The organism is Actinopolyspora sp. BKK2, assembly GCF_011291845.1.
GTDB classification, from domain to species: domain Bacteria; phylum Actinomycetota; class Actinomycetes; order Mycobacteriales; family Pseudonocardiaceae; genus Actinopolyspora; species Actinopolyspora saharensis.
Window position 1 is genome coordinate 60,501 of record NZ_JAANTE010000003.1, and the last position, 12,819, is coordinate 73,319.

Annotated in this window: 10 protein-coding genes; 5 read left to right on the forward strand and 5 right to left on the reverse strand. The window is 69.2% G+C overall.

Features of this window, described 5'->3' with window-relative positions; translation table 11 throughout:
* Positions 1-69 precede the first annotated feature (69 nt).
* On the reverse strand, positions 70-1,056 hold the full coding sequence (locus G9Q41_RS07270) for an aldo/keto reductase (protein ID WP_092522806.1): 987 nt from the start codon (positions 1,054-1,056) through the stop codon (positions 70-72).
* A gap of 554 nt (positions 1,057-1,610) precedes the next feature.
* Between G9Q41_RS07270 and G9Q41_RS07275 the strand changes: the two genes are divergently transcribed.
* The 4 genes from G9Q41_RS07275 to G9Q41_RS07290 all read left to right on the forward strand — a co-directional run bounded on the left by G9Q41_RS07275 (position 1,611) and on the right by G9Q41_RS07290 (position 7,336).
* Positions 1,611-3,224 carry an ABC-F family ATP-binding cassette domain-containing protein gene (locus G9Q41_RS07275; protein WP_165632180.1) on the forward strand — a complete coding sequence of 538 codons (1,614 nt, stop codon included), beginning with the start codon at positions 1,611-1,613 and terminating at the stop codon, positions 3,222-3,224.
* 402 nt (positions 3,225-3,626) lie between these two features.
* Positions 3,627-6,434, forward strand: a complete 2,808-nt coding sequence (acnA, locus tag G9Q41_RS07280) for an aconitate hydratase AcnA (RefSeq protein WP_165632181.1) — start codon at positions 3,627-3,629, stop codon at positions 6,432-6,434.
* 402 nt (positions 6,435-6,836) lie between these two features.
* A complete protein-coding gene (locus tag G9Q41_RS07285; RefSeq protein WP_092522810.1) occupies positions 6,837-7,058 on the forward strand; it encodes a zinc finger protein in 222 nt (73 codons plus the stop codon).
* Complete coding sequence (locus G9Q41_RS07290) at positions 7,055-7,336, forward strand: hypothetical protein (RefSeq protein ID WP_165632182.1); 282 nt, start codon at positions 7,055-7,057, stop codon at positions 7,334-7,336. The genes G9Q41_RS07285 and G9Q41_RS07290 overlap by 4 nt, the downstream gene beginning before the upstream one ends.
* A gap of 20 nt (positions 7,337-7,356) precedes the next feature.
* Here G9Q41_RS07290 and egtD read toward each other — a convergent pair whose 3' ends face one another.
* The 4 genes from egtD to egtA all read right to left on the reverse strand — a co-directional run bounded on the left by egtD (position 7,357) and on the right by egtA (position 11,881).
* Complete coding sequence (gene egtD / locus G9Q41_RS07295; RefSeq protein ID WP_165632183.1) at positions 7,357-8,328, reverse strand: L-histidine N(alpha)-methyltransferase; 972 nt, start codon at positions 8,326-8,328, stop codon at positions 7,357-7,359.
* Between the two features lie 4 nt (positions 8,329-8,332).
* On the reverse strand, positions 8,333-9,139 hold the full coding sequence (egtC, locus tag G9Q41_RS07300) for an ergothioneine biosynthesis protein EgtC (RefSeq protein WP_165632184.1): 807 nt from the start codon (positions 9,137-9,139) through the stop codon (positions 8,333-8,335).
* A 12-nt stretch (positions 9,140-9,151) separates the two neighbouring features.
* Positions 9,152-10,498, reverse strand: coding sequence for an ergothioneine biosynthesis protein EgtB (gene egtB / locus G9Q41_RS07305; RefSeq protein ID WP_092521829.1), 1,347 nt, complete (start codon positions 10,496-10,498; stop codon positions 9,152-9,154).
* 141 nt (positions 10,499-10,639) lie between these two features.
* A complete protein-coding gene (gene egtA / locus G9Q41_RS07310) occupies positions 10,640-11,881 on the reverse strand; it encodes an ergothioneine biosynthesis glutamate--cysteine ligase EgtA (protein WP_242687231.1) in 1,242 nt (413 codons plus the stop codon).
* A 189-nt stretch (positions 11,882-12,070) separates the two neighbouring features.
* On the opposite strand from egtA, the gene G9Q41_RS07315 reads away from it, so the two are divergent.
* Positions 12,071-12,664 (forward strand): TetR/AcrR family transcriptional regulator, encoded by a 594-nt coding sequence (locus G9Q41_RS07315; protein ID WP_092521833.1) that lies wholly within the window; start codon positions 12,071-12,073, stop codon positions 12,662-12,664.
* Positions 12,665-12,819: the final 155 nt, after the last annotated feature.

The window sequence follows — 12,819 nt, forward strand, 5'->3', positions numbered from 1 at the left end:
GCCCGGGGCTTCACCACCGGGCGGCGAAGCCCGCGACATCCGGCGAACCAGTCCGGTGCCGCGCTCCGCTCAGAGCTCCAACCTGGAGGAGTACTCCGGGGCGTAGCGGTCCCCCGCGGCCACCCCCACGGGGAACATCCGGCTCAGCTCCGCGACCACGGTTCCGTCGAGCGGACGACGCGCCGCCTCCACGTTGGCCGCGACCCTGTCCGGATTCCTGCTGCCGGGGATGGGAACGACGTCCTCCCCCTGGGCCAGCACCCATCCGAGCGCGAGCTCCGCCGGAGTACGTCCGAGTTCCTCGGCCTTGCGCTGCAGTTCACCGGCCAGTTGCAGGTTCTGGTCCAGGTTCTGGCCCGCGAACCGCGGGTAGCGCTTGCTGCGCTGATCGAGGTTCTCCACCTGATCACCGCCCTGGAATCCGCCACCGAGGATCCCCCTGCCCAGCGGGGAGTAGGGAACCAGGCCGACACCGAGCTCCCGCATGGTCGGTAGCAGCCTTTCCTCCGGCTCGCGGCTGAACAGGGAGTACTCCTGCTGCACGGCGGTGATCCGATGCGTGGCGTGCGCCCGGCGCAGGGTTTCCGCGCTGACCTCGGAAAGTCCGATGTAGCCGACCTTGCCGGCCTTGACGAGCTCGCCCATCGCCCCGACCGTCTCCTCGATCGGCGTATCCGGGTCCACCCGGTGCAGGTAGTAGAGGTCGACGTAGTCGGCCCCCAACCTCCGCAGGCTCGCGTCGATGGATGCGTGCACGTGCTCCGGCCTGCCCAGGCCGGTCTCGCTGCCCGCTCCGAACTTGGTCGCCAGCACGACTTCGTCACGGCGGTCGGCCAACACGCGCGAGATCAGCTGCTCGTTGTGACCGTCGCCGTAGACGTCGGCGGTGTCGACGAAATTCACCCCGAGATCGAGCAACTGCCGCAGCAACCGCTCCGATTCCGCGTCATCGGCCTGCCCGTAGACGCCGGACAGTCCCATCGCCCCGTACCCCACGGCGCTCACGGTGGGGCCGTACTCGCTCAACCTGCGTTGCGGAAGTGCCTGGTCGCTCATGTCCGACACCGTAGTCCCGCTCCGGAGCGGCACGCGATTCGACGAGCACGGCCCCGTCGAGGGCGAAATCTCCTCCGCTGCGGCCTGTGCTGCGCATTCCGCCGCTCAGGAACCCGTCGATGTCACGATCGTCTCCCCGGAGCGCCGGGTTTTCCAGCACGCCGTTCGACCGCGCGAGCACAGCGGGCTCCGCAGCGCAGCGGGCAGCGTCGAGCGGAACCGCGGTTGCGGAGAAAGCACCATCCGGAGTTGTTCTCCGGGAAGTTCCTCCTCGTTCCGGCAGCACCGCCGGGAAAAATCGGTTGCGCGCCGGGACGCGGCTGTCTAGGGTCGACTCCCGACTTGTCGCCATCCCCGAGGAGGGAACGTGCTCAGCTGAGGTCGGCGAGACACCGTGCGTGCCTTTCGGCGCGTGCCGGTGACGTGACCTCTGATCGAGTGCCTCCTCGCTTCGGCTCCGGCCGTTTCGAATCGCTCTCACGCGTGCGGCGCAGGTGCGGTGTCTCCACACGTCGGAACCAACCGGACACGACTTGTTCACGGGAGACACCTTCATGTGTGAGAACGGGACCGTGGTTTGCGGCAACCTCTCCTTCTCCTGGCCGGACGGCACGCGCGTGCTTCACGGCCTCGACTGGACGGCCGGAGCCGGACGCACCGGACTGATCGGCCTCAACGGAGCGGGCAAATCCACCCTGCTGAAACTGCTGACCCGCGAACTGACCCCGCAGGAGGGAACCGTCCGCATCACCGGTGAGACCGGTCTGCTGCCGCAGCACATCACGACCGACCCGGCGGAACGGGTCGAGGACGTGCTGGGCGTCTCGCGCAGGAGAGCCGCGCTGCGCTCCATCGAAAGCGGAGTCGCCGACGAGCGGCAGTTCTCGGTTCTCGACGACGACTGGGACGTCGAACAGCGCTCGCTGGCCGCGCTCGAGCGGGTCGGCCTGGGCGCGCTCGGACTCGACCGCTCGGTGGTCGAGATATCCGGCGGGGAGCTCGTGCTGCTTCACCTGGCCGCCCAGCTGCTTCGCCGCCCGAACGTGCTGCTGCTCGACGAACCGACCAACAATCTGGATCGCCGCGCCAGGGGCCTGCTCCGGGAAGCCGTGCGGAACTACGGGGGAACGCTGATCGCGATCAGCCACGACCGGGAGCTGCTCCGGGCGATGGACCGCATCTCCGAACTGCGCAACGGTGTGATCACCGACTACGGCGGGAACCTGGACCACTACGAACGAGCGCTCGAAGCGGAGCGCGAGGCCGCTGAGCGCGCGGTTCGCTCCGCCGACTCCGAGGTGCGGCGCCAACGACGCAAGCGGGCCGAGCAGCAGGAGAAGCAGGCCAGGAGCAAGCGTTACGGCATTCGGATGCACGCCGAGAACCGCGCTCCGCGAATCGTGCTGGGGCAGCGGAAGCGAGCCGCCCAGGACTCGGCGGGCAAGCAGCGGATCATGCGGGAGCGGGCGCTGGAGGAGGCGCGGGCGCGCCTGGAGTCGGCCGAGCAACGCGTGCGCGACGACGAGCTGGTTCGGATCGACCTTCCCGCCACGGCCGTACCCGCCGGCCGGCGCGTGCTCGCGGTGCGCGACGCGCGGACTCCCCGCGGGGAGCTGCTCGGGGACCTCGAGCTGCGCGGGCCGGAGCGGATCGCGCTCACCGGGCCCAACGGTGCTGGCAAGTCCACCCTGCTGCACACCGTTGCGGGCAGGAGCGCGGTCGGCGGCGGAGCGGTGCAGACGCCGGTCCCGCTGCGCTACATGCCGCAACACGCCGACGTCCTCGACGAGCACCTCTCGGTGATCGAGAACGCCAAGCGACTGGCTCCGGGGATCACGGACAACGAGGTGCGGGCGCGGCTGGCGCGCTTCCTGTTCACCGGGGATCGCGCGGACCGAACCGCGTCCACCCTCTCGGGAGGAGAACGTTTCAGAGCCGGTCTGGCCGTGTTGATGCTGGCCGAGCCGGCTCCACAGCTGCTGCTGCTGGACGAGCCCACCAACAATCTCGACACGCACAGCGTCCGGCAGCTGGTCGCGGCGCTGTCCGCGTACCGGGGAGCGCTGATCGTGACCGGCCACGACGTCACGTTCCTCGGAGAGATCGGCATCACCAGGTGGTTGTGGCTGGACGGAGGGCTGAGCGAGACCGATCCGCAGCGGCTCTGACCGGTGTCGTCCCCGGTGGACCGACGTGCTTCCCGAGCGGGGTTCTCCCCGAGTCCCGCGCTCCGGCTCGTACTGCGTCCCGATCCGCTCGATGTCCCGGTCCGCTCGATCCGGCCGGTTGGCACGGTCCGACGGGACGGAGGATTCACGCGGAGTTCGGGCTCCGTTGGCCCGTCCGCACGCATCCGTTCATTCCGACGAGGAAAAACGACGAGAATTGCGCGAACGTGCACAACCCGGGGTTCGTTTCGGCCGCCCCTGCCTTGAAGACAAATATAGGACAAGCGTACTGTTTACGCTGAAGCAAGGGTCCGCGCGCACGAACCACCGGTGTGCGCGAGACTCCACCGGACCCGTGTGGTTCCCGAACTTGCGCACGCCCGTCACGAGATGGAGTGAAACGTGACTGCACCTGTGAGCAAGGACAGCTTCGGCGCCCGCGACACGTTGCAGGTCGGCGACGCCTCCTACGAGGTGTTCCGGCTCGACGCCGTCGACGGCGCGCAGCGGCTGCCCTACAGTCTCAAGATCCTGCTGGAAAACCTGCTGCGCACCGAGGACGGCGTGAACATAACCGCCGACCACGTGCGCGCCCTGGGCAACTGGGACCCCAAGGCCGAGCCGGACACCGAGATCCAGTTCACCCCCGGCCGGGTGATCATGCAGGACTTCACCGGTGTCCCCTGCGTCGTCGACCTCGCCACGATGCGCGAGGCGGTCGTCGAGCTCGGCGGTGACGCCTCCTCGGTCAACCCGCTGGCTCCGGCCGAGCTGGTCATCGACCACTCCGTGGTCATCGACGTGTTCGGCAAGTCGGACGCCTTCGAGCGCAACGTCGAGTTCGAGTACGGGCGCAACAAGGAGCGCTACCAGTTCCTGCGGTGGGGCCAGAACGCCTTCGACGAGTTCAAGGTCGTCCCCCCGGGAACCGGCATCGTCCACCAGGTCAACATCGAGCACCTCGCCCGCGGGGTGATGGCCCGCAACGGCCAGGCCTACCCGGACACCTGCGTGGGCACCGACTCGCACACCACGATGGTCAACGGGCTCGGTGTCCTGGGCTGGGGAGTCGGCGGCATCGAGGCTGAGGCCGCCATGCTGGGCCAGCCGGTTTCGATGCTCATCCCCAAGGTCGTCGGGTTCAAGTTGACCGGCGACATCCCGCCGGGGGCCACCGCGACCGACGTGGTGCTGACGATCACCGAGATGCTGCGCGAGCACGGCGCCGTCGGCAAGTTCGTGGAGTTCTACGGCTCCGGCGTCGCCTCAGTCCCCCTGGCGAACCGGGCCACGATCGGCAACATGAGCCCGGAGTTCGGCTCCACCGCGGCGATCTTCCCGATCGACGAGGAAACCCTCCGGTACCTCAAGCTCACCGGCCGTTCCCAGGAGCAGCTCGACCTGGTCGAGAGCTACGCCAAGGAGCAGGGCCTGTGGCACGACCCGAGCCGCGAGCCCGAGTACTCCGAGTACCTCGAGCTGGACCTGTCCACCGTGGTTCCCTCCATCGCCGGCCCGAAGCGTCCGCAGGACCGGATCGCCATCTCCGAGTCCAAGAGCTCCTTCCGCGGCTCGCTCAAGGAGTACGTCTCGGTCAACTCCGACGACACCGCGCTCGACGAGGCCGGCGAGGAGTCCTTCCCCGCCAGCGACGCGCCCGCGGTGACCCACCACGACGAGGGTGACAAGCCCAAGCTGGTCTCCGCGGCCGACGGAGCCGCGGGCAGGGTCTCCAACCCCGTCAAGGTCTCCTCCGAGGAGCGGGGCGAGTTCGTGCTCGACCACGGTGCCGTGGTGATCGCGTCCATCACCTCCTGCACCAACACCTCCAACCCCTCGGTGATGCTCGGTGCCGCGCTGCTGGCCCGCAACGCCGTCGACAAGGGGCTCGAGACCAAGCCCTGGGTCAAGACCTCGATGGCTCCCGGCTCGCAGGTGGTCACCGACTACTACGAGAAGGCCGGGCTCTGGCCGTACCTGGAGAAGCTGGGCTATCACCTGGTCGGCTACGGCTGCACCACCTGCATCGGCAACTCCGGCCCGCTCCCCCAGGAGATCTCGCAGACCGTGCAGGACAACGACCTCTCGGTCGTGTCGGTGCTGTCCGGCAACCGGAACTTCGAGGGCCGGATCAACCCGGACGTCAAGATGAACTACCTGGCCTCGCCGCCGCTGGTGATCGCCTACGCGTTGGCCGGTTCGATGGACTTCGACTTCGCCAACGACCCGCTGGGCCACGACTCGGCGGGCGAGCCGATCTACCTCAGCGACATCTGGCCGAGTCCGCAGGAGATCCAGCAGACCATGGACTCCGCGATCACGCAGGAGATGTTCACCAACGACTACTCCGACGTGTTCGCCGGAGACCAGCGCTGGCGGGAGCTGCCCACCCCCGAGGGGGAGACCTTCGAGTGGGACCCGGACTCCACCTACGTCCGCAAGCCTCCCTTCTTCGAGGGCATGGGCAGCGAACCCGAACCGCTCAACGACATCTCGGGCGCCAGGGTTCTCGCGCTGCTCGGTGATTCGGTCACCACCGATCACATCTCCCCCGCCGGGGCCATCAAGCCGGACTCCCCGGCCGGGCAGTACCTGCGTGAGCACGGCATCGAGCGCAAGGACTTCAACTCCTACGGCTCGCGGCGGGGCAACCACGAGGTGATGATCCGCGGCACCTTCGCCAACATCAGGTTGCGCAACCTGCTGCTCGACGACGTGCAGGGCGGTTACACCCGGGACTTCACCCAGCCCGACGGGCCGCAGGCGTTCATCTACGACGCCGCGCAGAACTACGCCGCGCAGGGGACCCCGCTGGTGGTGCTCGCGGGCAAGGAGTACGGCTCCGGTTCCTCCCGCGACTGGGCCGCCAAGGGAACGGCGCTGCTCGGCGTGCGCGCCGTGATCGCCGAGTCCTTCGAGCGGATCCACAGGTCCAACCTGATCGGCATGGGCGTCGTCCCGCTGCAGTTCCCCGCGGGAAGCACCGCCGAGTCGCTCGGGCTGGACGGTACCGAGCACTACGACATCGCCGGGCTCACCGAGTTCAACCACGGGGAAATCCCGAGCACCGTCAAGGTGACCGCCACCAAGGAGGACGGCTCCACCGTCGAGTTCGACGCGGACGTGCGCGTGGACACGCCCGGTGAGGCCGACTACTACCGCAACGGCGGCATCCTGCAGTACGTGCTGCGGAACATGGTCAACTCCTGACCGAGCACCGCTCCACCGATGTGGCGCCGTGGCCGTTCCCCGGCCACGGCGCCACATCGCTCACGACGGACGACGCAGGCCTCGCCGTCCCGGTTCGCGCGGGGCGCGGGCGACGGCCCCGCCTCCCGCGGTGACTCCCGGGCCCGACTCGGTCGGTCTCGCCGGAGCGCCGCGCGGCGACCTCGAGCGCTCGGACGGAGGGTTCGGCGCCGGCAGTCCCGGGAGTTCGAAGCGCGGACCTGAGACCGAACGGACACATTCGTGGAAATCCCTACTAGGATCGCGATGAGCCGGGACTCCGTTAACGACTTGGCTCACTCGGATGGGTGAAAACGGTCACAGATTCCGTCCGCACGCATCACCTCTGCCCGAGCCGCGCGTCTCCCGCACGGAGGTGTGATCATGACGAGCGAACTCAAACACCACTGGCAGCCCGCCGAACAACAACGTCACGCCGTCGCGGGACCACTGCCGGGTGGGAAGCAGCACGGTGCGGGCGAAAGGCTCGACACGCTCTGCGGGCGCACGGTCGTGGCAGCCGCGTCCAACGAGCTCAACTGGCTCTGGCCCACCTGCGACAGCTGCATGGAGGTCGCCAAGGAACGCGTCGGGGCCACCACGTGACCGGCACGGTCGTCGTCCGGTACCGGGCCGGGATCGTGGGAGAGACCCAGCGTCAGGTGCACCTGACCACGCTGGACGATTCCGATCCCGCACCGACCGAGTGGCGGACCCACTGCGGTATCGGCATTCCCGCCGAGCAGGCCGAGATCTCGGAACTTCCCGCGGGGATGCCGTGTCTGCCTTGCCTGATGCGTTCCCCCGAGCTGCGGGAGTCCGCCGCGGGCGACGCCGCGGGCGACGCCGCAGGCGCGGTCGACTCCCCGGCGCGGAACGGCTGAACCACGACGCGGCACCGGGATCAGCGGGCGCGGGCCAGCGAAACGGCGAAGTCACCGGCCTCGTCGGTGTACCACTCGGCGAGCTCGAACCCCGCCGCCTCCAGCTCCGCTTCGACCCCCGCGCGACGGAACTTCGCCGACATCTCGGTCTCGATCTCCTCCCCCGGGGCGAAGTCCACGGCCAGTTCGGGGACCCGCAGCCACACCCGCATCGCGCGGCCTGCGCGCAGCGTCAGCACGATGCGTTCCCGCTCCCGCTCGTAGCGGGCCCGGTGCTCGAACTCCTCCACCGGGAAGTTCCCCCCGAGCTCGCGGTTGAGCACGTGCAGCACGTTCCTGTTGAACTCCGCGGTCACCCCGGCACCGTCGTCGTAGGCCCGGCACAGCCGGGACGGGTCCTTGACCAGGTCGGTCCCCAGCAGGAACCACTCCCCGCGCGCCAGGGATCCCCGCACCTCGCGGAGGAAGCCGCCCCGCTGCTCGACGGGCATGTTGCCGATGGTCCCCCCGAGCAGCGCGATCATCCGTTCGCCCTCGGCGGGCAACGCCGCCAGCGTCGTGGCGAAGTCGCCGACGATCCCGCGCAGCTCCAGTTCCGGGTAGTCCGCGGAAAGCGCCGCGAGCGCACCGCGCAGGGCCGAGCGTGACACGTCCGAGGGAACGAAGCGCTTCGGCGTTCCGTGCTTGCGCATCGCGTCCAACAGCAGCCTGGTCTTGTAGGAGGACCCCGAACCGAGCTCGACCAGGGTGTCCACTCCGGTTCTTTCCACGATGTCCAGCGCGTGCCGCTCCAGGATCCCGTACTCGGCCCGCGTCTGGTAGTACTCGGGCAGCTCGGTGATGCGTTCGAACAGCTCGCTGCCGCGCGCGTCGTAGAACCATTTCGGGGGCAACCACTTGGGGACGTCGGTGAGCCCGGCCCGCGCGTCGGCCAGCAGTTCGCGCGTCGCGTCGGTGCCCGAGCCGTGGTCCAGCGGTTCCACTGAGTTCATCCGGTTACCTGCTCTCGGGGGAGTTCTCGAACAACGGTGTGCAGCTGGTGGAGACGCGGTCGGCGACCACGAGGGATCCCTCGGGGACGGGATGCCACTCGGGACTCCCGTCCCCGGCGGAACTGGTCCCGCCCAGTGCCGCCGCGGGAAGTTCGAAGGGTTCCGAGGCCAGCAGCACCGCCTCGGCTGTGCGGCACACCGCCAGGGAGTGCGCCCACGTGGTGGCGATCAGCGTGTTCCCGTCGGACAGCAGCAGGTTCATCCGTGCCCGCGGCGACGCCGCGACCACTTCGGCCAACGTGTCGCGCACGGCGTCCGCCGGTGGTTGCCCCCCGTCCAGCCGGTGCAGCAACAGCGCCCACACCAGTGCCGAGTCCACGGGGGCGTCCAGAGTCACCAGTTCCGCGGGGTCCAGCTTGTCCGCGAGGTCGGCCAGCGAGTCCGGCCATCCCGGCACCGAGCCGTTGTGGCTGAACAGCCAAGGACCGGAACCGAACGGAGCGCAGGCCGCGCGCCCCGCCGGGGACGATCCGGTCGCCGAGCGGACGGCCCCGACGACGGCACCGGACCGCAGGCAGCCCGCGAGCTCGGCGAAGTTGCCATCGGCCCACATCGGCCCCTCCGCCCTGTAGCGCTTCGGGACCGTGCTGTCCCGCCCGTACCAGCCGACCCCGAAACCATCCACGTTGACCGCTCCCCCAGCACGCATGTCGTTCGGCGCCCAGGTCTGTTCGACCAGCGAGTGCGCGGGGTGCAGCAGCAGTTCGTCCAGCCCGACCTGCGGGCCCAGATATCCGATGTGGCGACACATGCCCAGCTCCGATCAGTCGAGCTCGGCGGCCGCGGGTGTGCGGGCGCAGCGGAATCCGGCGAAGATCTGCCTGCGTACGGGGAAGTCCCAGTTCCGGAACGTCGCCCTGCACGCGGCCGGGTCGGTTCCGAAGGAACCGCCGCGCAACACCTTGTAGGAGGGCCCGAAGAACACCTCGGAGTACTCCCGGTAGGGAAACGCCTCGAATCCCGGGTAGGGGGCGAAGTCCGAGGCCGTCCACTCCCACACGTCACCGATCAGCTGCCAGGCACCGGAGGGGGCGCGCCCCGCGGAGTAGGTTCCCACCGGAGCAGGGCGCAGATGGCGCTGTCCGAGGTTGGCGTGCCGCTCCTCCGGGGGGTCCTCGCCCCACGGATAGCGCTGCGACCTCCCCGTGCTCGGGTCGAACCGCGCCGCCTTCTCCCACTCCGCTTCGCTCGGGAGTCGTTTGCCCGCCCAGTTCGCGTAGGCCTGCGCCTCGTGGAAGCTGACGTGCACGACCGGTTCGTCCGGCGGAACCGGCTCGAGGCGCCCGAATCTGCGGCGCAGCCACACGTCACCGCTGCGCTGCCAGAACAGTGGTGCGCTCAGCTCGGCGTGCGCCAGGTACTGCCACCCCTGCTCGCTCCACCAGCACGGTTGCCGGTACCCGCCCGCGTCGATGAACCGGAAGAAGTCGGCGTTGGTGACCGGGTGGGAGTCGATGAGGAAGTCGTCCACGTGGACCCGGTGGGCCGGACGCTCGTTGTCCAGCGCCCACGGCTCCGCGGACGTGCCCATCGTGAAGGGGCCGCCCGGAACCAGCACCTCCCCGCGCCTCTCACCGCCGGCCTCGGCCCCGGGCGGATCCGGAGCGTGCAGCACGGGGCTCCCGCGGCGCAGCTGGTGCGTGGCCAGCATGGTCTCGTCGTGCTGTTGCTCGTGCTGCACGATCATCCCGAAAGCGAAGGCGTGTTCGACCAGTCTCCTTCCCTCCAGCGGCGCCCTTCCGAGCACGTCGTACACCTTGTCCCTGACGGTGGCGACGTACTGCCTGGACTCGTCCGGACCGAGCAGGGGGAGCTCCGGGCGGTCCGCACGGGAGTGCTGGAAGGCGTCGTAGAGATCGTCGATGTCCGGGCGCAGCGCACGTCGTCCGCCGACGTCGCGCACCAACCACTGCTCCTCCTGGCTTCCGATGTGGGCGAGGTCCCAGACCAGCGGGGACATCAGCGAAGAGTGCTGTTTGACCAGTTCCTCGTCGTCCACGGCGTCGGTCAGCTCCGCACTGCGACGCCGAGTGCGTTCCAGTTCGACCGCGACGCGGTCGCGAAGCTCCTCCGGGGACAGATCCACGGCTTCCGGACCGATCGTGCTCACCGGTGTCCTCCTTGGAATTTTCGACAGTACTCGTGCGTCCGGCCGGCTACCGCCCCGCGTGATCCGCCCGCGGGCAGGACCGCGGGACTTCTCGGGGCAGCTGCGCCGTTCCACTGGGTTTCCCGCCGCACGGACTCCGTTTCAGCGGGCCCCGAGGCGCCGCCCGACCGAGGCCGCCACCCTTTCGGCCAGTCCGCTCGGGGCGTCCGGGGCCGCCTCCAGGCAGCGGCAGGCCAGGTCGAAGATCGCTCCCGCGCTGCGGGCGATCTCGGAATCGTGCAAACCGTCCCGCGCCGCGGAGACCCAGCGGTGCGCGACCGGAGCGGTCTCCTCCAGCACCTTGTCCACCACGGTTTCCGAACGGAACAACGCCGTCAGGGCCGCCACCGGCAGCATCCACTCCGACCCCGGCTGGGCGTCGAGGTAGCGCACCTCGAAGTAACCGCGGGGGCGCACCGGGGGAAACATCGTGCTCAGGTGGTAATCGAGATCGTCCCGGTTCGGGGCCTCACCGAGTGATCCCCCGATCCACTCCGCGAAGCTGATACCGCTCGGTGCCGTCCAGTCACCGCTCTGCCTGCGCAGGCACACGACGGGGACGTCGAGCACGTGTCCGGCCCAGCAGCGTGCCGGGTCCGAGGTGATCGGAGCGGGACGGGTGCGCGGGGGGTCGGTGTGCAGCAGTGAGCGCGCGCGTGCCGAGGCCCAGCCGGTCTCGGCTCCGAGGGACACCGGTGAGTTGGCGAACGTGGCCGTGAAAACGGGACCCAGCGCGTGCAGGGCGGCCCACCGGGCTTCCAGGCGCTCACGTTCGCCCATGTCGAGGCACACCTGCACCCCGGCAGTGCTGCACATCATGCGCCTGCCGCCGCTTCCGATCCGGTCGAAGGCGTGTTGCATGGCGGCGTAACGCGGAACCGACAGCACTCTTCGCGGGGCACGCCACGGATCGATGCCCCGGTCACCGAGGACCAGTCCCGCGCGTTCCACCGCTTCGCGCAGGTATTCCGCGTCGGCCTCCACCGCCGCGAACAGCCCGTCCATCGCCTCGTGGGGCGGGCTGGATATCTCGACCTGCCCCCCTGGCTCAAGGGTGAGCACCGATCCGTTCGGCAGCGGCTGGTGGGGGCTGTCCGGGTTCAGGGAGTCGGGGGCGTGGGGGCCGAGAGCTCTGTTCAAGAGCGCGGTATCGAGAGGTTTTCGTAAATCTTCGGCATGGTGCACGGTCCATTCGAGTTCGACACCCACCAGACGCGGGGGACCGTGCTTGAAGCACACCGAGGCCACGTAGGCCTCCGCCTCAGCACGGGTCCGCAACCGCGAGGTGGGCATCTCCTGGGGCTCCGAACGTATGTCGCCCTCCTGCTCGATCGACACGGCCATGTTCATCACCGCCTGTGTCCGTTCGTGTACGTTTACGCTACCGACGATCCCGCCGTGACGCACCACTTGCACAGCACACGCCGGAGCTGTTAGGAAGCGCGCCCCCGCCGCGGCGATCGACCGCGGATAGAATTCACAAAACGTACGTACGGATTGCGATGTGCCCGCGCGAGCTGCGACGATCAACTCATGCCTCGCGTAAGCTCGGACCACTTGCAGGCCCGACGCCGCCAGATCCTGGACGGCTCGCGAGCCTGCTTCGCACGGCACGGCTACGAGGGCGCGACCGTGCGCAGGCTCGAGGAAGCCACCGGGCTCTCCCGCGGCGCCATCTTCCACCACTTCAAGGACAAGGAGTCCCTGTTCCTCGCCCTGGCCGAGGACGACGCGGAGCGAATGGCCGATGTGGTCGCCCAGCAGGGGCTGGTCCAGGTCATGCGCGACCTGCTCTCCGACCCCCAGGGCAGGGAGGGGGCCGCTCCGGGAGCGGACTGGCTCGGCACCCGACTGGAGGTCTCCCGCAGACTGCGCACCGACGCCGAGTTCCGCAGCCGGTGGGCACAGCGCTCGGAACAACTCACCGCAGCCACCCGCGAGCGCCTCAAGCGCCAGCACCGCTCCGGCAACCTCCGCGACGACGTGGACGTCGACGTGCTCACCTCCTACCTCGAGCTGGTCCTCGAGGGGCTGGTCTCGCACCTGGCCATGGGATTGCCCGCCGACGACCTGGATCCGGTGCTGGATCTCGTGGAGGAGAGCGTCCGCAGGCACCGCAGCGGTTGATCCCGGATCCCCGGGCGAACCCGAGTGAACTCCAGCGCATTCACCCGGGCCGCGTGGCGTGTGCGATGCCCACGGGCAGCACCCGGCGTAATCTCGCCCCCGGCCTGTGAACACCGTCGGAAGCGACCTTCCGAGTGAGGACTGCCGGAGGCGAG